The 22129-nt window shown below is 72.4% G+C and carries 20 protein-coding genes and 2 pseudogenes; 12 read left to right on the top strand and 10 right to left on the bottom strand.

From position 1 onward, the window contains the following. Window positions 1-54: 54 nt before the first annotated feature. Window positions 55-1140 (bottom strand): IS630 family transposase, encoded by a 1086-nt coding sequence (locus tag OG730_RS18240; protein WP_327303547.1) that lies wholly within the window; start codon window positions 1138-1140, stop codon window positions 55-57. A gap of 146 nt (window positions 1141-1286) precedes the next feature. Between OG730_RS18240 and OG730_RS18235 the strand changes: the two genes are divergently transcribed. Then, window positions 1287-2036, top strand: coding sequence for a polysaccharide deacetylase family protein (locus OG730_RS18235; protein ID WP_327305223.1), 750 nt, complete (start codon window positions 1287-1289; stop codon window positions 2034-2036). Between the two features lie 10 nt (window positions 2037-2046). On the opposite strand, the gene OG730_RS18230 is transcribed toward OG730_RS18235, so the two are convergent. Next, on the bottom strand, window positions 2047-2808 hold the full coding sequence (locus OG730_RS18230) for an SDR family NAD(P)-dependent oxidoreductase (RefSeq protein ID WP_327305222.1): 762 nt from the start codon (window positions 2806-2808) through the stop codon (window positions 2047-2049). Window positions 2809-2983: 175 nt separating this feature from the next. On the opposite strand from OG730_RS18230, the gene OG730_RS18225 reads away from it, so the two are divergent. Further along, window positions 2984-3481 (top strand): hypothetical protein, encoded by a 498-nt coding sequence (locus tag OG730_RS18225; protein WP_327305221.1) that lies wholly within the window; start codon window positions 2984-2986, stop codon window positions 3479-3481. Between the two features lie 170 nt (window positions 3482-3651). On the opposite strand, the gene OG730_RS18220 is transcribed toward OG730_RS18225, so the two are convergent. Then, window positions 3652-4401 (bottom strand): Mut7-C RNAse domain-containing protein, encoded by a 750-nt coding sequence (locus OG730_RS18220; protein ID WP_327305220.1) that lies wholly within the window; start codon window positions 4399-4401, stop codon window positions 3652-3654. Between the two features lie 116 nt (window positions 4402-4517). Continuing rightward, window positions 4518-4925 (bottom strand): annotated as a pseudogene (locus OG730_RS18215) (winged helix-turn-helix transcriptional regulator); the annotation flags it as partial. Between the two features lie 178 nt (window positions 4926-5103). Here OG730_RS18215 and OG730_RS18210 point away from each other — a divergent pair. Beyond that, the gene (locus OG730_RS18210) at window positions 5104-6003 is read left to right on the top strand and encodes an NADP-dependent oxidoreductase (RefSeq protein ID WP_327309319.1); all 900 of its coding nucleotides are present in this window, start codon (window positions 5104-5106) and stop codon (window positions 6001-6003) included. A 47-nt stretch (window positions 6004-6050) separates the two neighbouring features. On the opposite strand, the gene OG730_RS18205 is transcribed toward OG730_RS18210, so the two are convergent. From OG730_RS18205 to OG730_RS18195, 3 genes are all read right to left on the bottom strand, one after another. After that, entirely contained in the window at window positions 6051-6548 is a 498-nt protein-coding gene (locus OG730_RS18205) for a hypothetical protein (RefSeq protein WP_327305219.1), read from the bottom strand. Window positions 6549-6865: 317 nt separating this feature from the next. Then, window positions 6866-9391 carry an FG-GAP repeat domain-containing protein gene (locus OG730_RS18200; protein WP_327305218.1) on the bottom strand — a complete coding sequence of 842 codons (2526 nt, stop codon included), beginning with the start codon at window positions 9389-9391 and terminating at the stop codon, window positions 6866-6868. 138 nt (window positions 9392-9529) lie between these two features. After that, window positions 9530-9967 carry a hypothetical protein gene (locus tag OG730_RS18195; protein ID WP_008738524.1) on the bottom strand — a complete coding sequence of 146 codons (438 nt, stop codon included), beginning with the start codon at window positions 9965-9967 and terminating at the stop codon, window positions 9530-9532. A gap of 293 nt (window positions 9968-10260) precedes the next feature. Here OG730_RS18195 and hemL point away from each other — a divergent pair, with 293 nt between their 5' ends. From hemL to ccsB, 7 genes are all read left to right on the top strand, one after another. Continuing rightward, window positions 10261-11583 carry a glutamate-1-semialdehyde 2,1-aminomutase gene (gene hemL, locus OG730_RS18190; RefSeq protein ID WP_327305217.1) on the top strand — a complete coding sequence of 441 codons (1323 nt, stop codon included), beginning with the start codon at window positions 10261-10263 and terminating at the stop codon, window positions 11581-11583. Beyond that, a complete protein-coding gene (locus OG730_RS18185) occupies window positions 11580-12293 on the top strand; it encodes a histidine phosphatase family protein (protein WP_327305216.1) in 714 nt (237 codons plus the stop codon). The genes hemL and OG730_RS18185 overlap by 4 nt, the downstream gene beginning before the upstream one ends. Before the next feature lie 199 nt (window positions 12294-12492). Beyond that, entirely contained in the window at window positions 12493-13752 is a 1260-nt protein-coding gene (locus OG730_RS18180; RefSeq protein ID WP_327305215.1) for a polysaccharide deacetylase family protein, read from the top strand. A gap of 88 nt (window positions 13753-13840) precedes the next feature. Next, entirely contained in the window at window positions 13841-14476 is a 636-nt protein-coding gene (locus tag OG730_RS18175) for a TlpA family protein disulfide reductase (RefSeq protein WP_327305214.1), read from the top strand. 97 nt (window positions 14477-14573) lie between these two features. Next, window positions 14574-15311 carry a cytochrome c biogenesis CcdA family protein gene (locus OG730_RS18170; protein WP_327309318.1) on the top strand — a complete coding sequence of 246 codons (738 nt, stop codon included), beginning with the start codon at window positions 14574-14576 and terminating at the stop codon, window positions 15309-15311. A gap of 13 nt (window positions 15312-15324) precedes the next feature. Beyond that, on the top strand, window positions 15325-17163 hold the full coding sequence (gene resB / locus OG730_RS18165; RefSeq protein ID WP_327305213.1) for a cytochrome c biogenesis protein ResB: 1839 nt from the start codon (window positions 15325-15327) through the stop codon (window positions 17161-17163). Beyond that, the gene (ccsB, locus tag OG730_RS18160) at window positions 17163-18263 is read left to right on the top strand and encodes a c-type cytochrome biogenesis protein CcsB (RefSeq protein ID WP_327309317.1); all 1101 of its coding nucleotides are present in this window, start codon (window positions 17163-17165) and stop codon (window positions 18261-18263) included. Before resB ends, ccsB begins: the two co-directional genes overlap by 1 nt. A 104-nt stretch (window positions 18264-18367) precedes the next feature. On the opposite strand, the gene OG730_RS18155 is transcribed toward ccsB, so the two are convergent. After that, a complete protein-coding gene (locus OG730_RS18155) occupies window positions 18368-18841 on the bottom strand; it encodes a MarR family winged helix-turn-helix transcriptional regulator (protein ID WP_327305212.1) in 474 nt (157 codons plus the stop codon). A gap of 6 nt (window positions 18842-18847) precedes the next feature. Here OG730_RS18155 and OG730_RS18150 point away from each other — a divergent pair. Next, window positions 18848-19165 (top strand): annotated as a pseudogene (locus tag OG730_RS18150) (hypothetical protein); the annotation flags it as partial. A gap of 9 nt (window positions 19166-19174) precedes the next feature. On the opposite strand, the gene OG730_RS18145 reads toward OG730_RS18150, so the two are convergent. Further along, the gene (locus OG730_RS18145; protein WP_327309316.1) at window positions 19175-20632 is read right to left on the bottom strand and encodes an MFS transporter; all 1458 of its coding nucleotides are present in this window, start codon (window positions 20630-20632) and stop codon (window positions 19175-19177) included. A 153-nt stretch (window positions 20633-20785) separates the two neighbouring features. Between OG730_RS18145 and OG730_RS18140 the strand changes: the two genes are divergently transcribed. Further along, on the top strand, window positions 20786-21697 hold the full coding sequence (locus tag OG730_RS18140) for a LysR family transcriptional regulator (RefSeq protein ID WP_327305211.1): 912 nt from the start codon (window positions 20786-20788) through the stop codon (window positions 21695-21697). A gap of 54 nt (window positions 21698-21751) precedes the next feature. Here the strand turns inward: OG730_RS18140 and OG730_RS18135 are convergent, their stop codons facing one another. Next, window positions 21752-22063, bottom strand: a complete 312-nt coding sequence (locus OG730_RS18135) for a PLD nuclease N-terminal domain-containing protein (protein ID WP_327305210.1) — start codon at window positions 22061-22063, stop codon at window positions 21752-21754. Window positions 22064-22129 lie beyond the last annotated feature (66 nt).

The raw sequence follows: 22129 nt of genomic DNA, 5'->3' as shown, positions 1-22129 counted from the left end.
GGTGGCCGTCAACTCCCTTGGTGCGGAGCTGCTTTCCGTGGAAGGAACTCCCTACTAGTGACCTGGTTTGGAGATCCTGTCGCAGTAGCGGCAGATGCGGTCGAGGATCTGGTCGGCGGTCTTGGTCCACTTGAACGGCCTGGCCTGGTCGTTCCAGACCTCGATCCAGCCTTCGAGTGCGGCCTTGAGGTCGTCGAGTGAGCAGAACACTCCGCGTTCGAGGCAGCGTCGTTCCAGCTCGGCAAACCACCGCTCGACCTGGTTGATCCACGACGAGTACGTGGGAGTGAAGTGGAGCTGGAACCGGGGATGCGCAAGGAGCCACTTGCGCACGACCGGCGCCTTGTGGGCAGAGAGGTTGTCGCAGATGACGTGGACCGCCAGGCCCGGATCGGTCTGGCGGTCGATGTCGTCGAGGAAGTCCCGGAAGTCCACAGCCCGGTGCTGCGCGGACAGTTTCGTGATCACCCTGCCAGTCGCGGTGTTCAGGGCGGCGAACAGGTCGACGGTGCCATGCCGGACGTAGTCGAAGCTCCGCCGTTCGGGGACTCCGGGCAGCATCGGCAGGACCGGTGCGGTCCGCTCCAGGGCCTGGATCTGCGGTTTCTCGTCCACGGCGAACACGGCCGCGTTCGCCGGCGGGGCGAGGTAGAGGCCGACGACATCGCGGATCTTGTCGATCAGGAACGGGTCCGGGGAGATCTTGAAGGTCTCGGTCCGCCAGGGCTGCAGGCCGAAGGCATGCCAGATCCTCAGCACGCTCGCCGGGGAGATCCCCACCACCTTGGCCAGCTCCCGCTTCGACCAGTGTGTCCCGCCCGCAGGTGTCTGTTCGAGGGTGCGGACCACCACCTCTTCGACCTGGGCGTCGGTAATGGTCCGCGGCACCCCGGGCCGCGGCTCGTCCGACAGGCCGTTCAGGCGGTCCCGCAGGAACCGGGACCGCCATCTGGCTACCGTCTTGCGCTCAGTGTCCAACCGCGCGGCGACCACGGTGTTGTTCCACCCTCGTGCGCACGCGAGCACGATCCGCGCTCGCTGGGCCAGGCCCTGCGCAGTTGAACGCCGCCCGGCCCAGCTCTCCAACGTCAGTCGCTCAGCTTCCGACAGCACCACTGGCGGCAGCCTGTTATCGCCCATCCCGTCAGGACACCGGACCGAAACCCGCCCCGTCAGGCAGAACCCAAGATCTGAAACAGAACACGACTCATGGGGCGAGCCCAGACCTCAAACCCAGATCACTAGGGGATTGACGGCGGGAGTTGGTCTAGACCAAGGTGTGCCGCATGTGGAGATCCCGTGCGGTTCTTGCCGCGCTCGCGTCGTTGTCGCTCACCGTTGGTGCCGCTCAGGCGGCCGATGCCGTCGGGTCGTCCGAGGGGGCCGCTCCGGCCGCCGCCCCGGCCACCGCTCAGGCCGCTGCCGCCGGCTCGCGGGCCGTCGGGCTGCCGCCCGTCGTATCGCACGTGCCGACCAGCGAGAAGGTCGTGTTCATCACCATCGACGACGGGTGGGCGCACGATCCGGCTGTCGCCCAGACGCTCGTCGACCAGCGGGTGCCCGCTTCGCTGTTCCTGCTGCCGGGGGCGTTCTCGTACGACGCCCAGTACTTCACCGGGCTGGTCGCGCAGGGGCGGTCGGTGAGTGTGGAGAACCACACCGTCAATCATGCCGATCTGACGACGCTCGACGCCGCCGGCAGGGACGCCGAGGTGTGCGGGGCCGGGGAGCAGGTCTCCGCGGCCTTCGGGCGGGAGCCGAAGCTGCTGCGGCCGCCGTACGGGGCCGTCAACGACGACGTGCGGCTGGCCGCCAAGGCGTGCGGGGTCAAGGCGCTGATCACGTGGACGCACGACTTCACGACGTGGAGCGAGACGCCGGCCACGCCGCGGCTGAACGCCGGTGACATCGTGCTGCTGCACTTCACGCCGACGCTCGGCGCGGACCTGAAGCGGGCCCTGGACGCGGCGAAGGCCGCCGGGCTGAAGCCGGCGGCCTTGATGCCGCACCTGAAGAGTGCCGGGCTGGTGCAGTAGCGGAGTCCCGTTACAGCTCGCGGTGGAGCTTCGTGTTCGAGGCCTGGGCGCGGGGGCGGACCACCAGGAGGTCGATGTTGACGTGGCTGGGACGGGTCACCGCCCAGGTGATGGTGTCGGCCACGTCGTCGGCGGAGAGGGGCTCGGCCACGCCGGCGTAGACCTTCTCCGCCCGCTCCGCGTCGCCGCGGAAGCGGGTCTTGGCGAACTCCTCGGTCTTGACCAGGCCGGGGGCGATCTCGATGACGCGGACGGGCTGGCCGACGATCTCCAGGCGGAGGGTCTCGGCGAGGACGCGGGCGCCGTTCTTGGCGGCCACGTAGCCGGCGCCGCCCTCGTAGGTGGCGTGGCCGGCGGTGGAGGAGAGGACGACCACCGTGCCGTCGCCCGAGGCGGTCAGGGCCGGGAGCAGGGCCTGGGTGACGTGGAGCGTGCCGATGACGTTGACCTCGTACATCGTGCGCCAGTCGGCGGGGTCGCCGGTGGCGACGGGGTCGGCTCCGATGGCGCCGCCGGCGTTGTTGACGAGCACGTCGCAGCGGTCGAGGGATGCGGCGAGGGCGTCCACGGCGGTGCGGTCGGTGACGTCGAGGGCGTGGGCGGCCGCGGAGTGGCCGGCGGCCTGGATCTCGGCGGCGAGGGCCTCGATGCGGTCCTTGCGGCGGGCGGTGAGGACGACGTGGTAGCCGGCCGCGGCGAGCTGCCGGGCGGTGGCCGCGCCGATGCCGCTGCTCGCGCCGGTGACTACGGCGGTTCGGGTGGCCGTGCTCATGCGGGCTCCTCGTGCGTTCGTGTGGTCGTGCGTTCGTGTGGTCGTCTGTTCGTACGGTGCTTACCGGCCAGCATAGGCCGGTCCCCGCGCAGGTCACCGGCCGCGCGGGGCAGGGCTCGCCCTCGTTCGTGTGATGGTCCGACCATCGGGCGGCCGGGAGGGCTAGCGTCCGCGCGTGGAGGTGGTCGCGGTGCGCCGAGGTGCCGTACGGAGTGTGGTGATGGCCGGGCTGCTGGTGCTGCTCGGCGGGCTGGGCAGTGGCGTGGGCAGTGCCCTCGCCGGGGCCGGGCCGGAGGCCGATGTGGCCTATCACGGGCGGGTCGCCCTGGATGGCGGCCGGCTGCGGATCCTGCTGGTCCCGGAGAACGAGGGTCCGTCCGCCCTGGCGAACGCGACCGTACGGCTGCGCCTGTCGGCCGATCTCGCGGACCGGCAGGAACTGGCGGAGGGCTGTGCGCGGGCCGGGCTGCGCGAGGTGGTGTGCGAGACCGGGGCGCTGCCGCTGCACGGGCGGGGGCGGCACATCGGGCTGGTGCTGCGGCTGAAGGAGCCGGCTTCGGAGGTGGTGGTGCGGGTGGACACGTGGTGGAACGGCGGTGCGACGGACCGGAACCACACCAACAACGAGCACGTGGTGCTGGCCCTGGACACGGGGGACACGTACGCGTTCTGAGGCGTGGGCCGGGTGGGCTGGGTGGGCCGCGTCGGCCGCGTGGGTCGGGTGGCCCGGGTGGGCGTGGGGTGAGCCCGGGCGACTCCGCGTGAGCCCAGGTGAGTCCGCGTGACCCCGGCGGGAGTCCGCGTGAGCCCGGGGTGGGCCCGCCGGGGCCCGCGTGCGTGCCGCTACGGCGTGCCCACGCCGCCGAACTCGGCCACGGCCTCGTCGACGATCCGCTCCAGCCGGGCGTGGTGGGCGCCGCGCCAGTAGACGCGCTCGCAGTCGGCGCACTGGGCGAAGACCTCGTACGAGCGCTGCGTGCCGCTCTCCAACCGGTCGCCGACGCTGTCCTTGTCGGCCTCGCGCAGGGTCCCGTTGCACGCGGTGCAGCGGGTCCACGGCGCGAGGGCCGGGGCGAACCGGCCGAGGATGTCGCGGACCTGCTCGTCGGGGTTGTCGCTGTAGACGTACGCGCCGGCGAACAGCTCGCGGCGGCGCAGCAGTCCGCGGTCGCGGGAGAGCAGGACGCGCTGCTCGGCGGCGGAGCGGGTGGCCAGGGCCGGGTCGCCGATGTCCTCGTTCTCGTACGCGGCGTCCACGCCGAGCAGCCGCAGGCGGCGGGCGAGGGTGCCGAGGTGGACGTCGAGGAGGAAGCGCAGCGGGGTGGTGCCGGGGACGCCGGGGAGGTGCTGGGGGCGGTCGACGGCGAAGACTTCGACGGATTCGCCGGCCCGGGGTACGTGGGCGAGGGGCGTTTCGGCGCCGTCGACGAGGATCCGGCCGACTTCGGTGAGGGGGACGCCGGCCGATTCGACGACGTGGCCGAGGCTGGAGACGCCGTCGGTGGTGGTCGGTACGCGGGTGCCGCGGCGCGCGGGCGCGGCGAACACGTGCAGGTCGGGGGCGAGGGTGAGCTGAATTCCGGGTCCGTTCACGGGGTCAGCATGCCATCGCGGGGCGAGGCGAGGCGGGGGATTTACACCCCCGCGCGCGCGTTCGCGTTCGTGGTCGGATTCGTGTCCGCATCCGTGTCCGAGTCCGCATCCGTGCCCGCGGCCACCGCGTCGTGCAGTTCGCGGTGGGCGTTGACCTGGTCGAAGTGGTTCTCGGCCCATTCCTTCACGGAGCTGAGGAGGCAGCCCAGGTTCGCGCCGAGTTCGGTGAGCCGGTAGTCGACGCGGACGGGGACGGTGGGTGTGACGGTGCGGGCGACGAGGCCGTCGCGTTCCAGGGAGCGCAGGGTCTGGGTCAGCATCTTCTGGCTGACGCCGGGGATCTTGCGGCCGAGCTCGCTGTAGCGCATGGTGCGGTCCTCGGCCTGGGTGAGCGCGCTGACGATGAGGCCGACCCACTTGTCGCTGATGCGGGCCAGGAGCTGGCTGGTGGGGCACTCCTTGAGGAAGGCGTCGTAGGACTCGCGGGCCTCTTCGCGGCGGGCTTCGGCGGTACGGGTGGCCATGGGTGCCCCACTTCCGGGTCGGGTACGCACTTCGAGGTACGTACTTACCAATAGAGAGTAGCTCTCCTTAGGTTGGTTCTCACCGGGAACACCGGAACGAGAGAGCGAGCCCGCGGAAGAGGCGATGGCGATGAGCGAGACCAAGCAGACGACCGGCCAGGCGACGGCGACGGCGACGATGGCGGCGGCGGTGGCCGAGGGCTTCGGCGGCCCCGAGCGGGTGGAGATCGTACGGGTGCCGGTCCCGCGGCCGGGCGCCGGGCAGGTCCGGGTACGGGTCCGGGCGGCCGGTCTGAACCCGGTCGACGGCGCGGTACGGGCCGGGGTCTTCGGCGGCGAGGGGCAGCGGCTCGGCTTCGGCTGGGACGTGGCGGGCGAGATCGACGAACTCGGCGCGGACGTGGCCGGCTGGGCGGTGTCCGACCGGGTGGTCGGCCTGCACTACGGGCCGGTCAAGCCGCTCGGTACGCACGCGGAGTACGCGGTGCTCGACGCGTCGGCGCTCGCTGCGGCCCCCGTCACGGTCGATCAGGTGACGGCGGCGGCCCTGCCGCTGAGCGGCCTGACCGCGGCCCGTGCGGTGGACCTGCTGGAACTCCCGGCCGGGGCCACGGTCCTGGTCACCGGCGCGGCGGGAGCGGTGGGCGGGCTCGCGGTCCAGCTGGCGGCGCGGGCGGGCTACGTGGTGACGGCCCTGGCGGGAGCCGATGACGAGGAACTCGTACGGTCCCTGGGCGCGGCCCACTTCGTCCCGCGCGGCTCGGCTCCGGCCGCGGGCAGCGTGGACGGCGTCGTGGACACGGCGGTGCTCGGCGGCCCGGCCCTGGCCCTCGTCCGGGACGGCGGCTCCTACGTCGGCCTGATCCCCCACGCGGCCCCGGCGCCGGAGCGCGGCGTCCGCGTGGTGGAGCAGGAGGTGGCGGCGGACGGCGCGCACCTGGCCCGCCTGGTGACGCTGGTCGACGCGGGTGAGCTGACGCTCAGGGTGGCGCGCACCTTCCCCCTGGCGGAGGCCCCCAAGGCCCACGCCCACCTCGCGGACCCGGGCACGCGCGGCCGCATCATCCTGACGGCCTGACCCCACCGGACCCCGGCCGGAGCGGGTCGGGCCCGTCCCCGCCCCGGCTACGCGGCGGGGGCCGGGGCCGGGGCCGGGTCGCAGCTGGATTCGCCGGCGTCCCCGAGGGCCAGCCGGTCCTCGGACACCGTGCCCGCGCGGCTCAGCCGGAGCCCGATGGCGCCCTTCGTGTAGTCCGGGAACCACACGGCGTACAGCGTCCGGGCGCCGCCCGCGGCGGTGCCGGCCCGGAGGACCTCGACGGGCCGGCCGCCGCAGTTCGCTCCGACCACCAGCTGGTGGTCGGCGGCGAAGAGCCGCATCCAGCCGTCGTCGGGGAAGAGGGTCCCCAGGTCGGTGATCCCGGCCGGCGACTTGACCGGCACCGGCTCGTTCGTGCAGGCCAGCTCGGAGACCAAGGCTCCGTTGACCGCGGCCCAGCACTGCCGCCCCGAGGCGGTCTCCCACACGAAGGTGGCGCCGGCGGGCGACGCCCGGATCAGCAGGAAGCCCTGGTCGCCCGGGGCGTCGGGGCCCGAGGGCCCCGTGGAACGTGCCGTCCGCAACGCGTTCCGGGCTCGGTCGGCGACCGCCGACGGGTTCGCTTCCGCAGGCGACGGGGTGCCGGCCGGCGCAGTGGCGGGCGCGGACGACGGCGCGGCCGTCGGAACCGGAGAGCTCCCGGATGCTCCGGAGGGCCCGGCCCCTCCGGAGCATCCCGCCGCGGTCGCGGCCGTGCCCAGCAGCAGCGCCGTCCCCACAGCGGCTCGCCATCCGTGACGCAGACGCATGAGCGCTCCCCCCACCCCGTCGAATCGAGCCCCGCACCTGGTGGAGCGGGGCTCTTGCCCTCCTTGTGCGGGCCCTCCTAGTGCGGGCCCTCCTAGTACAGGCCCTTGTAGACCTGCCAGCCCGTGGCGACCTTCACGCGGCTGCCGAAGGTGCCCTTGCCGGTGCCGGGGATCCGCCAGACGGTGCCGGAGGTGTCCCGGGCCAGCAGGTCCGCGCGGCCGTCGCCGTTCAGGTCGCCGGCGGCGACCACGGAGTCGTAGGTCGAGCCCCAGCTGTCGGAGAGCTTCACCGGCGCGGTGAAGCTGCCCTTGGCGGTGCCGTTCATGCGCCACAGGCGGTTGGACTTGTCCTGGAGGATCAGGTCGCCGAACCGGTCGCCGTTGAGGTCGCCGGCGCCGAGGATCTTCTTGTAGCCCTTGTACGAGCCGGGGATCAGCACGCGCGGGGCGAGGGTGCCGTCCGTGGCGCGGGCGTAGCGGTACAGGGCGCCGGTCGAGGCGTTGCGGGCGACGAGTTCGGCCGGGCCGCCGCCGGCGACGTCGCCGGGGGAGGTCAGCACGTCGTACTGGTTCCAGCCGCCGCCGATGAGCTTGTGGCTGGTCTTCGGCGTGACGGTCCGGCCGCAGGCGGGGGTGTACCGGCGGAGCTCGCCCTTGGAGTCGCGGACCAGCAGGTCGTTGCAGCGGTCGCCGTTCGCGTCCTTGACCGGGATGGGCAGGGTGCCGGCGGCCCAGCCGTAGCCGGTGGCGGAGCCCTTGAAGGCGCCGGTGGCGCGGTCCCCGTAGATCGAGCGGATGCCGCCGCTGGCGGTCAGGACGAACGCGTCGCCGATGCCGTCGGGCCGGCCGGTGGCGCTGCCCTGGTCGCGGAGGGGGGCGGTGCCGTTGACGACGGTGACGGTGCCCGTGGCCAGGGTCCGCGTGCTGGTGTCCCCGGCGTACGGCGTGGCCGTGAGGGTCCACGCCATCGGGCCGTTGGGGGCGGCGACGGCGGCCGCGTCGTCGCCGTAGCCGTCCCACGACAGCGCGGGGCTCAGCGTCGCGCCGCCCTTGACGGTGCGCTTGAAGGTCCCGGTCGCTTCGGTGAGGGTCAGGGTCCAGGAGGAGACGGGGCGGCTGAGCTGCCACCGCGCGCGCCAGGAGCCGCCGGCGTGGTCGTACTCCGCCTCGGCGGAGGAGCTGACGACGGTCACCGGGGCGTCCGTGGTGTGGGCGCTCAGCAGCCCCATGTCGCCTTCGCCGTTGCGGTCCCAGACGGCGGTGGCGCTGCCGTCCGGGCCGGCGGCGATCAGGCCCTTGACGCTGTCGGCGCTGGAGTTCCACAGCCTGCCGCTGCCGCTCCACACGCCGTCCTTGAGGCGTGCCTGGCGCATCTCCTCGCGGTCGGCGCTGTGCGCCCAGGTCACCCAGACGGTGCCGTCCTTGCCCAGGGACACGGAGTGGTCTTCGGCGTTGATCGAGTGGTCTTTGGCGGAGACGGTGGCGACGGCCGACCAGTGGCGGTCGGTGTGGCCGAGGGTGGCGGAGCGGATGCGGCCCGTGCCGCGGTCCGGGCCGCCGTTCCAGACCAGGGTCACGTCGCCGTCGGGCTCGATCAGCGGCTCGGGGGTCTCCTGCAGGGCCGCCGCGACGGCGAGCGGCTCCGCCGTGCTCCAGGCGGCGGACGCGTCGGCGGCGGTGGCGGTGCGCAGCAGCCGGTCGCCCTGCGCGGGGCGCGGCTCGGACCAGGTGAGGGCCACGGTGCCGGAGGCGGAGCCGGTCAGGGCGGGCGCGCCCAGTTCGGCTGAGGCGGATTCGGCGACCGCGGTGGGCCGGGGCCAGGCGGAGGCGCCCGCGGGCAGTGTGGACGTACGGATGCTGGAGCCGCCGTCCTGGGTCTGCTGGTGGAAGGCGACCACGGGGGTGCCCTTGGCGTCCACGGCGGCCTGGGGGCGGTCGGCCCCGGCGTCGTCGTCCCCGGCCGCGTTGCTGACCTGGGCCGGGGCGGACCAGGCGCCCGCGCCGGAGCGGGTGGCGGCCCAGACCGAGGACTCGGTCCCGTTCGGCCTGCGCTGCTGCCAGGTGATGAGGATCGTGCCGTCCGCGCCGGCGGCCAGGTCGGGCGCGGACGGGCGGCGGCTCTGGTCCGTGCCGAGCAGGACGGTGGGCTCCGACCAGGTGCCCTGGTCGAGGGTGGCGGTGACGACCCGGCCCGGGGTCGTGCCCCCGTCGCCGATGCTGCTCGCCGGGTAGTCGGTCCAGGCGGCGACCACCTTGTTCCCGACGACCGCGAGGCGGCCCTCGCCGGAGATCGGTGCCTTGACGGACAGCAGGACCGGGGCTCCCCAGGCCCCGGTGCCGGCCGGGCGGACCGCCGCGTACAGGGCGCGGTCGGAGCCCAGCTCCTGGTGGTAGAGGACGACGTCGGTGCCGTCGTCGGTCCGTACCAGTGCCTGGCTGTCGCTGAAGATCATCTTTGGGGTGACGCTGGTTCCCGCGGTCCACGGCGGCAGGACCGCCGCGTGGGCGGTGCCGGCCAGTGCCGGGGCGGTGCCGGCCACGACGGCGGCGACGACCAGCGCGGACAGGCCGCGGCGGCGCGCGCCGCGTGCGGGACGGACGGAAGCGGACAGGTGCACGGATCCCCCTGGGCGAAAGGCAGTTACTCGCAAGGGAGACACCCGAGCACCCCGCCGGGTTGTACGGCCGCGCCCCTTGATTCCGGGCGGGGCCGGGGAGCCCTCGTGGAGGGCCGCCCGCAGGGAGGGAAGGCCCGGTCAGGGCCAGACGAGGCAGTACGGCTGGTGCCCGGCTTCGTGCAGGCGGTGGCTGAAATCCTGCCATTCGTGGAGGAGCTGGTAGACGTTGAAGGCGTCGCGGGGGCCGCCGCGGTCGGGGACCGTGGACCAGATGAAGGCGGCGGCGCCGACCGATTCCTCGCCGATGCCGCGCAGCGGGTCGACGACGGTCATCGGGAGCTTCACGACGGCGTAGTCGGGGTGCAGGACGACCAGCTCCAGCGGGGGCACCTTGTGCAGGGGTATGCCCTCGATGCCGGTCAGGACCATCGCGGCGACGGTCTCCGGCTTGATCTTGGTGAACATGCCGCCCATGCCGAGCTCGTCGCCGCCGAGCTCCTCCGGCCGCATCGTCACCGGGACGCGCGCGGCCGTGGCCCCGTCGGGGGCGCCGAAGTACTTGTACGTCACGCCCATGCCGCGGCCCCTGGGGAGGCCGTCGGGGTCCCGTGTGGGGCCCGGTACGGGTTCTGCCGCGTCCGTGGCACGACGGCGGTGCTTGCCGCGGCGACGTTCCCGGGCGCGCTGCGGGTCCAGGCCGTCCGTGCCCTCGCCCGGTCCACCACCGCGTTGCATATCTCCACCCGACGTGTCTTGCCTGCCCCGGCCCCGTGACCCCCGCCACGCAGCCTGATCATCATGGCAGTGACCTCCCCCGGGGCGGCGCGGTGAAACGCCCGTCCGCAAGTCAGTCGCGGCCTGATGAGACCATGGCTGGTGTGAGCTACCCGTACCCGTATGAAGCCAAAGTCTCGCAGACTCTCTTTGACCGCGCGTCCCTCGTGACGCCTGGCGGCGTGAACTCTCCGGTGCGCGCCTTCCGTGCCGTGGGCGGAACGCCCAGGTTCATGGTGTCCGGTACCGGTCCGTACCTGACCGATGCCGACGGGCGCGAGTACGTCGACCTGGTCTGCTCGTGGGGGCCGATGATCCTCGGCCACGCCCACCCGGCCGTGGTGGAGGCCATTCAGGCCGCCGTCGTCCGCGGCACCTCCTTCGGTACCCCCGGTGAGGGCGAGGTCGCGCTCGCCGAGGAGATCGTCGCGCGGATCGCACCCGTGGAGCAGGTCCGCCTGGTGTCCTCGGGCACCGAGGCGACCATGTCCGCGATCCGTCTCGCCCGCGGGTTCACCGGCCGCGCCAAGATCGTGAAGTTCGCCGGCTGTTACCACGGTCACGTGGACTCGCTGCTGGCCGCCGCCGGCTCCGGTCTCGCGACCTTCGCGCTGCCGGACACCCCCGGGGTGACGGGCGCGCAGGCCGGGGACACGATCGTGCTCCCCTACAACGACCTCGAAGCGGTGCGGGCGGCCTTCGCCGCGCACCCCGGCGAGATCGCCTGTGTGATCACCGAGGCCGCGCCCGGCAACATGGGCGTCGTGACCCCGGGGGAGGGCTTCAACCAGGGGCTCGCCGACCTGTGCCGGGCGAACGGCGCCCTGTACATCTCCGACGAGGTCATGACGGGTTTCCGTACCTCGCGCGCCGGCTGGTACGGCGTGGACGGGGTCACGCCCGACCTGATGACCTTCGGCAAGGTCATGGGCGGCGGCTTCCCGGCGGCGGCGTTCGGCGGCCGCGCGGACGTCATGGGCCACCTGGCGCCCGCGGGTCCCGTCTACCAGGCGGGCACGCTGTCCGGCAACCCGATCGCCACGGCCGCCGGTCTGGCGCAGCTGCGGCTGCTGGACGAGGCGGCGTACGAGAAGGTCGACGCCGTGTCGCTCCAGATCCAGGGGCTGGTGACCGAGGCGCTCACCAAGGAGGGCGTCGCGCACCGGCTGCAGACCGCCTCGAACATGTTCTCGGTGTTCTTCACCGAGGACGAGGTCCGCAACTACGACGACGCGAAGAAGCAGGAGGCCTTCCGCTTCAACGGCTTCTTCCACTCGATGCTGGCGCAGGGCGTCTACCTGCCGCCGTCGGCGTTCGAGTCGTGGTTCGTGTCCACCTCCCACGACGACAAGGCGATCGAGCGCATCGCGGCCGCCCTGCCGGCCGCCGCCCGGGCCGCCGCGGAGGCCACCGCATGAGCGCCGTATCCGCTGGTGAGGGATCCGCTGGTGCGGGCAACGAGATCACCGTCGTGCACGTGGTGCGCCACGGCGAGGTGCACAACCCGGACGGGGTCCTGTACGGCCGCCGCGCCGGCTATCACCTCTCCGAGCTGGGCCGCAGGATGGCGGACCGGGTCGCGGAGCACCTGGAGAACCGCGACGTGACCTACGTCGTGGCCTCCCCGCTGGAGCGGGCCCAGGAGACGGCCGCGCCGATCGCGAAGTCGCACGGGCTGGACCTGGCGACCGACGCCCGCCTCCTGGAGGCGGGCAACGTGTTCGAGGGCAAGACCTTCGGCGTCGGCGACGGCGCGCTGCGCAGGCCCGAGAACTGGAAGCACCTGACGAACCCGTTCAAGCCGTCCTGGGGCGAGCCGTACGTCGAGCAGGTCGTGCGGATGATGAGCGCGATCGAGACCGCCCGTGACGCGGCCCGCGGCCACGAGGCGGTGGCGGTCAGCCACCAGCTCCCGATCTGGATCGTGCGGAGCTTCGCGGAGAAGCGGCGGCTGTGGCACGACCCGCGCCGCCGCCAGTGCACGCTGGCCTCGCTGACCTCGTTCACGTACCAGGGCGACACCCTGGTGTCGGTGGGCTACAGCGAGCCGGCCCGGGACCTGGTCCCGGCGCACCTCCTCGCGGGGGCGAAGCCGGTGAAGGGCAAGTCCAAGGCGTTCGGGGCGTAGGCCCCGGCCCCGACCCCGGCGGTACCGACGGCACGGCCCGGCCCCTGTGGGGCCGGGCCTGTGTCGTCGGGGCCGGACCGTGTGCCGTTGGTCAAGACTGGTCAAGACTGGTCAAGACTCGGCCTTATTTCATACAAATACGCCGACTGGCCCGTGTCGCTCTTACGCTTCATCAAATTGTCCGTTTGTATGACATTTTATGAGCGATACGCGCGGCTTCAGCCGAAGAGGAGTGCTCGGACTCGGACTTGGGGCCGCAGCCGCGGCCGGCATCGCCGGCTGCAGCGTCGGCGGACCGTCCGACGCGGGCAACGCCGGAGCGGGCGACCCGTCGGGCGGTACGCCGCCGGGCGGCCCGGCCGCCCCGTCCGGCCCGGTGGTCAAGCCCATCGGCGACGGATCCACCGCCGACACCGGGCCGCAGCCGCACCAGCCGGCGGCCCCCGTACCCCTCCAGCCGGGCGAGACCCCGCCCCAGTTCGTGGTGTTCAGCTGGGACGGCGCGGGGGAGATCGGCAACGGCCTCTTCCCCCGCTTCCTCAAGCTCGCCAAGGACCACGGCGCGGCGATGACCTTCTTCCTCTCCGGTATCTACCTCCTGCCCGAGTCGAAGAAGGGCCTCTACCGGCCGCCGAAGAACCCCGTCGGCGCCTCGGACATCGGGTACCTCAAGGACGAGAACGTCCGCAACACCCTCAAGTACGTGCGCGAGGCCTGGCTCGACGGCCACGAAATAGGAACCCACTTCAACGGGCACTTCTGCGGCGGCTCCGGCTCGGTCGGCAGGTGGACCCCCGAGGACTGGCAGAGCGAGATCGACCAGGCCGTGTCCTTCGTCACCAACTGGCGCACCAACACCGGCTGGACCGACCTCGACCCGCTGCCCTTCGACTACCGCAAGGAGCTGGTCGGCGCCCGCACCCCCTGCCTGCTCGGCCAGGACAACCTGCTGCCGACCGCCAAGAAGCTGGGCTGGCGCTACGACTCCAGCTCGCCCGGCGGCCTCCAGCAGTGGCCGGTCAAGCGCGGCGGCCTGTGGGACCTGCCGCTGCAGTCGCTCCCGTTCCCCGGGCACTCCTTCGAGGTGCTGTCGATGGACTACAACATCCTCGCGAACCAGTCCAAGAACACCACCAAGGGCGTCCCGTCCAACTACCCGGCCTGGCGCACCCAGGCCACCGCCGCCTACCTGGGCGGCTTCAAGCGGGCCTACGAGACCAACCGCGCGCCCCTCTTCATCGGCAACCACTTCGAGCAGTGGAACGGCGGCATCTACATGGACGCCGTCGAGGAGTCCCTCAAGGGCATGGCGGACAAAAAGGACGTACGACTCGTATCCTTCCGGCAGTTCACCGACTGGCTGGACGTCCAGGACCCCAAGGTCCTGGACAAGCTGCGCACGCTCGGCCCCGGCCAGGCGCCGACCGGTGGCTGGGGCACGTATCTCACGGCGGCCTGACCGGGCCCGGGTCGGCACCTGACCAGCGGATTGGCAGACCCCCGGGGGGTGCGGAAGATCCGCAAACCGCACATGCGAAACTTTTCACATGAGCCTTAGCCGCGCCCCCCGCCGCAGCCGCTCGACCAGCGGCCGCGCCACCCTGCTGACCGCGGTGACCCTCGCCGGCGCACTCACCCTCACGGCGTGCGGCGATGCGGACGGCGGCAGCAAATCCTCCGGGTCCGCCGGAGGCAACTACGTGGTGGGCTCCACCGGCATCGCCACCGTCGCCAAGGCCGACCGCACCGACGCCCCCAAGCTCGACGGGGAGACGGTCGACGGCAAGACGCTCGACACCACCACCCTCAAGGGCAAGGTCGTCGTCCTCAACGTCTGGGGCTCCTGGTGCCCGCCGTGCCGGGCCGAGGCCCCGTACTTCGCGAAGGTCGCCAAGGAGCTGGAGGCGGCCGGACAGCCCGTCGCCTTCGTCGGCATCAACACCCGCGACAACACCAAGCAGGCCGCGACCTCCTTCGAAGAGACCTACGGGATCACCTACCCGAGCCTCTTCGACCCGAACGGCAAGCTGATGCTCCGCTTCCCCAAGGGCACGCTCAACCCGAACGCCATCCCCTCCACCCTCATCCTCGACAAGGACGGGAAGATCGCCGCCCGCACCCTGGCCGCGGTCAACGAGGCGAAGCTGCGCTCGATGATCGACCCGCTCCTCGCGGAGAAGTGACCTCGTGGTCACCGCGCTCCCCGCACTCGCGGGCCCCTCCCCGGTCTCCGGTCTCGCCGGCCTCTCCGACGTCGTCCTCGCAGCCGAACAGACCGGCGTGAACACGACCGTCCTCAACGGCGCCCTGCTGCTCGCCCTGCCGATCGCCCTGCTCGCCGGGCTGGTCTCCTTCTTCTCGCCCTGCGTCCTCCCCCTGGTCCCCGGCTACCTGTCCTACGTGACCGGCGTCGGCGGAGCCGACCTCGCCGAGGCCCGGCGCGGCCGGATGCTGGGCGGCGCGAGCCTGTTCGTCCTCGGCTTCACCTCCGTGTTCGTCTCGACCGGCGCGCTGTTCGGCTACTTCGGGCAGACCCTCGACGCGAACAAGGAAGTCATCTCCCGGGTGCTGGGCGGCCTGGTGATCCTGCTCGGCCTGTTCTTCATGGGCGCCATCCCCGGCCTGACGATGCGCGAGTTCCGCTTCCACAAGAGGCCGGCGGTCGGGCTGATCGGCGCGCCCGTGCTCGGAGTGCTCTTCGGCCTCGGCTGGACCCCCTGCATGGGCCCGACCCTCGCGGCCGTCGGCACGCTCTCCATCGACCAGGCCACGGCCGGCCGGGGCGCCCTGCTGACCACCGTGTTCTGCCTGGGACTGGGCCTGCCGTTCATCGCCACCGCGCTCGCCTTCCGCAAGGCGCTCGGCGCGTTCGGCTGGGTGAAGAAGCACTACGCGTGGGTGATGCGGATCGGCGGCGGCATGCTGATCCTGACCGGTCTGCTGCTCGTCACAGGAATGTGGAGCAGCATCGTCAGCGAAATGCAGAGCTGGACCAACGGCTTCACGGTGGGGATCTGAGGACTACGAGGACATGACTGCGACCGACAAGGCGTCCCCCGAGGCGCCCCACGACTCCGCCGCCACCGAGGCAGCCGCCGAAGCAGCTGCCGAAGCCGAAGCTTCCACCGAGGCAGCCGCCGAAGCCGAGGCCTCCACCGAGGCAGCCGCCGGCGCGCAGCTGTCCACCGCCCCCCTGGAGGACGCCCCCGGCGGCCCCGTGGGCATCGGGGTGCTCGGCTGGGCCCGCTGGTTCTGGCGGCAGCTCACCTCCATGCGCGTCGCGCTGATCCTGCTCTTCCTGCTGTCGCTGGCGTCCATCCCGGGCTCGCTGATCCCGCAGAACCAGGTCGACCTGATGAAGGTCGCCGGCTGGAAGAAGGAGCACCCCTCCTGGGTGACCGTCGCCGAGAAGCTCCAGCTCTTCGACGTCTACAGCTCGGTGTGGTTCTCCGCGATCTACCTGCTGCTGTTCATCTCGCTGATCGGCTGCATCCTGCCGCGCTCCTGGCAGTTCGTCGGCCAGCTCACCGGCCGGCCGCCGGCCGCGCCCAAGCGGCTCGACCGGATGCCCGCGTACACGACCTGGCGCACCGACAGCTCCCCGGACGAGGTGCTCGCCTCCGCGCGCGGCCTGCTCGGCCGCCGCCGCTTCCGTACGGAGGCCGGCGCGGGATCGGGGCGGGGACAGGGGTCGGGATCGGTCTCGGCCGAGAAGGGCTACCTGCGCGAGGCCGGGAACCTGATGTTCCACGTGGCGCTCATCGTGATGCTGATCGCCTTCGCCTGGGGCCAGTACTTCAAGTCCGAGGGCGGCAAGCTCGTCCTGCGCGGCAAGGGCTTCTCGAACACGCTCACCCAGTACGACGACTTCAAGTCCGGCGGCCTCTTCGACCCGGACGACCTGCCGCCCTTCTCCTTCACCCTGGACAAGTTCGACGCCACCTTCGAGCGCACGGGCCCGCAGACGGGCACCCCGCGCGACTTCAAGGCGTACGTCACCTTCAGCGACGGCGCGCACGGCAAGCCGGAGAAGCGCGAGATCCAGGTCAACAAGCCCCTGGCGGTGGACGGCTCCAAGGTCTACCTGCTCGGCCACGGCTTCGCGCCGGTCATCTCGGTGACCGACCCCACCGGCAAGGTGATCTACAAGGACGCCGTGCCGATGCTGCCGCAGGACGGCAACCTCACGTCCTCCGGGGCCGTCAAGGTCACCGACGGGTACAAGAACAAGGACGGGAAGTCCGAGCAGCTCGGCTTCCAGACCTGGTTCATCCCGACCTACGCCGGCCAGGGCAAGGGCACGATGCTCTCCCAGTTCCCGGAACTGGACAATCCGGCGATGACGCTCAACGCGTACCACGGCAGCCTCGGCGTGGACTCCGGCCTGCCGCAGAACGTCTACCAGCTCGACACGGCCAAGATGGAGATGTTCAAGGACGAGAAGGGCGAGCTCTTCAAGAAGCTGCTCAAGCCCGGCGAGTCCATGGAACTGCCCGGCGGCCAGGGCACCGTCAAGTTCGAGGGCATCGAGCGCTGGGCGACCTTCTCGATCACCCACCAGCCCGGCAGCGGTCTCGCCCTCGCGGGCGCCGTCGCCGCGATCGCGGGCCTCGCGGGCTCCCTCTTCATCCGGCGCCGCCGGATCTGGGTGCGCGCGACCCGCGGCAAGGACGGCGTGACCGTCGTCGAGATGGCGGGCCTGGGCCGCAGCGAGTCCGCCAACCTCCCCGAGGAGCTGGCGGTCCTGGCCGGCGCGCTCCACGAGCAGGCGCCGAGCGCGGCGCCCGCGGCACCTGCCGCCGATACCGAACCCGATTCCGATCCCGAACCCGCAGAACCTGCCGAAGAAGTCGAAGGGGAGCGCGCGTGATGCAGCTCGCGGCCGCAGCCAACGAGAACCTGGCTCACCTCAGCAACAACCTGATCTACGCGTCCATGGCGGTCTACACCCTCGCCTTCTTCGCCCACATCGCCGAGTGGATCTTCGGCAGCCGCAGCAAGGTGGCCCGTACGGCCGCCGCGCTCACCCAGACCGGGGCCGCGGCCAAGGCCGCGGCCAAGGCCGCCGCCCCCGCCGTGCAGGTGCGGGGCAAGGGCAGCGGCACCGCCGTCCTCGACAAGCCCAAGGTGGTCACGCGCAGCGCCGCCGGCACCCGTGACGTCCCGGACGGCCCCGGCGCGGCCGGCGGCACCGTCCAGGGCGACCTGTACGGGCGCATCGCGGTCTCGCTGACCACCCTCGGGTTCCTCCTCGCGGCGGGCGGGGTCGGCGCCCGCGCGCTGTCGGTGGAGCGGGCCCCCTGGGGCAACATGTACGAGTTCTCGATCACCTTCTCCACGGTGGCCGTCGGCGCGTACCTGCTGCTCCTGGTGCTGAAGAAGAACGTCCGCTGGCTCGGCCTGTTCCTGGTCACCACGGTCCTGCTCGACCTGGGCATCGCCACCACGGTGCTCTACACCGACAGCGACCAGCTGGTCCCCGCCCTGAAGTCGTACTGGCTGCTGATCCACGTCTCCACCGCGATCATCTGCGGTGCGGTCTTCTACATCGGCGCGGCCGGCGCGGTCATGTACCTCTTCCGCGACTCCTACGAGGCCAAGCTCGAGCGGGGCGGCAAGCCGGGCAGGTTCGCCACCTCGGTCATGGAGCGCTTCCCGTCGGCGGCCTCGCTCGACAAGTTCTCGTACCGCATCAACGCGGCGGTCTTCCCGCTGTGGACCTTCACGATCATCGCGGGCGCGATCTGGGCCGGCGACGCGTGGGGCCGCTACTGGGGCTGGGACCCCAAGGAGGTCTGGTCCTTCGTGACCTGGGTGGCGTACGCCTGCTACCTGCACGCCCGCGCCACGGCCGGCTGGAAGGGCCGCAAGGCCGCGTACCTCGCGCTCTTCGCGTTCGCCTGCTGGATCTGGAACTACTACGGCGTGAACATCCTGCTGAGCGGAAAGCACTCGTACGCGGGAGTCTGACGCGTAGGACCGCAGGACCGCAGGATCGCAGGACCGCAGGACAGGAGGGGCCGGGCAGCCGAAAGGCACCCGGCCCCTCCGGCGTTCCCGGCCTTCCCGCCCCGTCACCAGGAGGGGCGCAGCGGCGGGAGGGGGCCGTCCCCGTTCAGGGTGCGGACGAGGCGGCCCAGTTCGGTGCGCAGGGCGCCGAGGTCGACGCTGCCGCGGCCGAGCTCGGCCTCCAGCTCGTGCAGGACGCGGCCGGCGGCTCCCAGGTGGGCGGTGGCGGCCTCGGTCAGGACCACCAGCTTGCGGCGGCCGCCCTCGGGGTGCGGGGTGCGGCGCAGGTAGCCGCGCCGCTCCAGGTCGTCGACGAGCTGTCCGGCGGCCTGTTTGGTCACCCCGAGCCGCTCGGCGAGCTCGGTCGCGGTGGCGCCGGCGGGCCCCAGGGCCTGGAAGGCCATGCCGTGCAGGGGGCGCAGGCCGTCGGCGTACCCGGCCTCGTCGAGGCGGCGGGTGAACTCGCCGAGGAGGAGCTGGAAGCCGAGGCCGAGGAGGAAGGCCAGCTCGATGCCGTCGTCGCTCTGGTGGGTGGTCACGGAAACATGGTGACACAGGTGAGTAAAGGTGCTTTACTCGCTCGAGTAAAGCACCTTTACTCACCTGTCCCCGGAAGCGAAGGAAACGCCGTGCGCGTCATCACCCCGTCCCCCGACCAGGTCATCACCACCCCGAACGCGACCATGACCGGCTTCGCCTCCCCCAGCCGGGGCAGCGCCGAGCTGAGCACCTGGCGCGCCGCCATCCCCGCCGGGATCACCGGCCCCGAGCACTCCGTCAGCCGCGAGCAGGTCTGGACGGTCACCGCCGGAGCCCTGGACGTCACCTGCGGCGGCCGCACCGAGAAGGTCGCCGCAGGTGAAGCCGTGGTGCTACCCCCGGACGTCCTGCGCCACGTCCACGCTCTGGCGGACACCGAGGTGTACGTCGCCATGCGCGCCGACGGCCTCGTCTCCGTCCCCGGCACCGAGGGCGCCCGCCCCCTGCCCTGGGCGGTGTGAGCCCCGCCGGAGCCCCGGCAGGCTGACGGCCGCGGCCACCAGGACGGCCGCGAAGGGGACGAGCAGCGCCGCCCGGTACCCCTCCAGGGGATCGGCGGCGCCGGCCGCCACCCCCGTCACACCGGCCAGCCCGAGCGCCGCGCCGAACTGGAACGCCGTGTACAGCAGCCCGCCCGCCAGGCCCTGCTCCTCCTCCGCGACCCCCTCGGTGGCGACGATGGTCAGCGGCCCGTAGACCAGGGCGAAGGCCAGCCCGAGCAGGATCAGGCTCGGCAGCATCAGCAGGTAGGACCAGTCGGCGCCCAGCGGCAGGAACAGCCCGTATGCCAGCGCCGCCAGCAGCAGTCCGCCGAAGATCAGGCGGCCGTTCCCGTACCGCGCCACCAGCTTCGGCACCACGGTCGGCGAGAGGACCGCGTCGATCCCGATCACCAGCATCGCCAGGCTGGTTTGCAGGGTGGACCAGCCGCGCACCTCCTGGAGGTAGAGCACCACCAGGAACTGGAAGCCGAAGAACGCGGCGGAGAACAGCAGCGCCGCCGCGTTCGCCCGCAGCAGCCCGGGGGAGCGCAGGATGCCCAGCCGGACCAGGGGTTCGGCCGTGCGCCGCTCGACGAGGGCGAACGCCCCGAGCAGCGCCAGCCCCGCCACCGCGGGCAGCGCCGCGAGCTCCTCGACGCCGAGGACGAGCAGCACGACGCCCGCGGTCACGAGCACCCCGCCCCACAGGTCGATCCGGCCCCGCTCCCGGAGCGAGGCGGACAGCTCCTTCGGCGCCTTCGGTACGAAGGCCAGGGCGCCCGCCAGGATCAGCGCGGCCAGCGCCACGGGAGCGAAGAACACCCAGCGCCAGCCCACCGAGGCGAGCAGCCCGCCCGCGACCAGCCCGACGGAGAACCCGGCGGCGGCCGTGCCCGAGTAGACGAGCAGCGCCTTCTCGCGCTGGGGCCCCTCGTCGAAGCCGGTGGTGATGATGGACAGGCCCGCCGGGGTCATGAAGGCGGCGGCGACCCCGGTCACGAAGCGGGCGGCGATCAACTGCCAGCCCTCGGTGGCGAGCCCGCCGAGCCCGGAGAAGAGCAGGAACACCGTCAGCCAGCCGATGAACATCCGGCGGCGTCCGAAGAGGTCGGCCGCGCGGCCGCCGAGCAGCATGAAGCCGCCGTAGCCGAGCACGTAGGCGCTCATCACCCACTGGAGCACGCCGGTTTCGAGGCCGAGATCGGCGCGGATGGACGGCAGGGCCACGTTCAGCATCGCGACGTCGATGCCTTCGAGGAAGATGGCGCCGCACAGGACGAGCAGGACGCCGAGCCGGCGCCCGCGGATGGAAGGGTTGGAGTCCACGGAAAGACCTCGCAGGATCGAGGGAGGAAGGAAGGGAGGGAAAGAAGGAGAGGAAGAGCGGAAGTTGCCGGCTCAACCACCCTCGCCCGCCGCCCGTCCGGGAACAACGGCGAAGATCTCAACGTTCGTTCAGCCATGCTTACCGATCGCGATGAGCTGGACTGCTTCCTGATCCTGGCCGAGGAGCTGCACTTCGGCCGCACCGCCGAGCGCATGCTGCTCTCCCGGGCCCGCGTCAGCCAGCTCGTGCAGCGCCTCGAACGGCGCGTCGGCGCCCGGCTCTTCCTGCGCACCAGCCGCAGCGTCGCCCTCACCTCGCTCGGCGCCCAGCTCCGCGCCGACCTGGAACCCCACCACCGCGGCATCGCCGCCGCCCTGGACCGGGCCGCGGCGACGGCCCGCGCCGCGGACGGGGTGCTGCACGTCGGCTTCACCACCCCGCCCGCCGGCGAACTCGTCCTGCGCGCCGCGCAGGCCCTGCGCACCACGCACCCCGGCCTCAGCGTCGAGGTGTGCGAGGTGCCGCTCTCCGACCCGTACGGGCAACTGCGCGGCGGGGACTTCGACGTGGCCTTCGCCGAGTTCCCGGTCCGCGAACCCGATCTGGGGGAGGGGCCGACCCTGTTCACCGAGGCGCGGGCGCTGGCCGTGGCCGCCGGGCATCCGCTGGCCGTGCGGAACTCCGTGACGCTGGAGGAGCTGGCGGGGGTCGCGCTGCTGGCCGTGGCCGGGGACCTGCCCGCGTACCTGCGCGAACACCAGGCCCCGGCGCGCACCCCGGGCGGGCGGCCGATCCGGCGCGGGCCGGAGGTGACGAACCTGCAGGAGGCGCTGATGCTGGTCGCGGCGGGCCGGGGCGCCCTGCTGACCTCGGCGCACGCCGCGGCGTACCACGCCCGGCCGGGCGTCACCCACGTGCCCGTGGCCGACGCGGAGCCGGTCGGGTACGGGCTGGTCTGGCGCGCGGGTGAGGACACCGGCGCCGTACGGGCCTTCGCGCAGGCCGCGCAGCGGGCGGCGGCCCGGACGGGCGCGGAAGCTCCGTAGAGGGGCAGACGAGGCTCCGGCCCTACCGGACTCCGGTCCTACGGGGCTCCGGCCCTACTCCTTGTCCTGCTCCTTGCCGTCCCGCTCGTCCTGCTCCTCGCGCAGGGACTTCAGGAACTCCGGGTTGTCGTCGGGGGCCACCCACGTGCGGCGGCCCGGGCGCGGCCGGTCGCCGGCGCCGCCGGGCACCCGCTTCTTGCCCGCGAACAGCCACACCACCGGCCCGACGATCGAGAAGAGCAGGATGATCAGGACCCAGACGACCTTCGGGAGGTGCTTGACCTCTTCCTCCGGCGTGTTCAGGCAGTCGATGAAGGTGTAGATGGTCAGCGCGATGATCAGCAGGAACGGCAGATAGCGCAGCACGGTGTGGGACCGACCCCCAGAAGAACGGTGCGGACCGGGCAGGCCCGCCGTGGACTCTTCCAGGGT

The organism is Streptomyces sp. NBC_01298, from assembly GCF_035978755.1.
Taxonomy (GTDB): domain Bacteria; phylum Actinomycetota; class Actinomycetes; order Streptomycetales; family Streptomycetaceae; genus Streptomyces.
Note: the sequence above shows the minus strand (reverse complement) of the source record. Positions and strands in the feature narration are given on the sequence as shown.

Excerpts from the sequence above, each read along its gene's own strand:
- OG730_RS18240 (WP_327303547.1), bottom strand. The coding sequence starts at position 1,140 with ATGGGCGATAACAGGCTGCCGCCAGTGGTGCTGTCGGAAGCTGAGCGA.
- OG730_RS18235 (WP_327305223.1), top strand. The coding sequence starts at position 1,287 with ATGTGGAGATCCCGTGCGGTTCTTGCCGCGCTCGCGTCGTTGTCGCTC.
- OG730_RS18230 (WP_327305222.1), bottom strand. The coding sequence starts at position 2,808 with ATGAGCACGGCCACCCGAACCGCCGTAGTCACCGGCGCGAGCAGCGGC.
- OG730_RS18210 (WP_327309319.1), top strand. The coding sequence starts at position 5,104 with ATGGCGGCGGCGGTGGCCGAGGGCTTCGGCGGCCCCGAGCGGGTGGAG.
- OG730_RS18195 (WP_008738524.1), bottom strand. The coding sequence starts at position 9,967 with ATGGGCGTGACGTACAAGTACTTCGGCGCCCCCGACGGGGCCACGGCC.
- hemL (WP_327305217.1), top strand. The coding sequence starts at position 10,261 with ATGGCTGGTGTGAGCTACCCGTACCCGTATGAAGCCAAAGTCTCGCAG.
- OG730_RS18185 (WP_327305216.1), top strand. The coding sequence starts at position 11,580 with ATGAGCGCCGTATCCGCTGGTGAGGGATCCGCTGGTGCGGGCAACGAG.
- OG730_RS18180 (WP_327305215.1), top strand. The coding sequence starts at position 12,493 with ATGAGCGATACGCGCGGCTTCAGCCGAAGAGGAGTGCTCGGACTCGGA.
- OG730_RS18175 (WP_327305214.1), top strand. The coding sequence starts at position 13,841 with ATGAGCCTTAGCCGCGCCCCCCGCCGCAGCCGCTCGACCAGCGGCCGC.
- resB (WP_327305213.1), top strand. The coding sequence starts at position 15,325 with ATGACTGCGACCGACAAGGCGTCCCCCGAGGCGCCCCACGACTCCGCC.
- ccsB (WP_327309317.1), top strand. The coding sequence starts at position 17,163 with ATGCAGCTCGCGGCCGCAGCCAACGAGAACCTGGCTCACCTCAGCAAC.
- OG730_RS18140 (WP_327305211.1), top strand. The coding sequence starts at position 20,786 with ATGCTTACCGATCGCGATGAGCTGGACTGCTTCCTGATCCTGGCCGAG.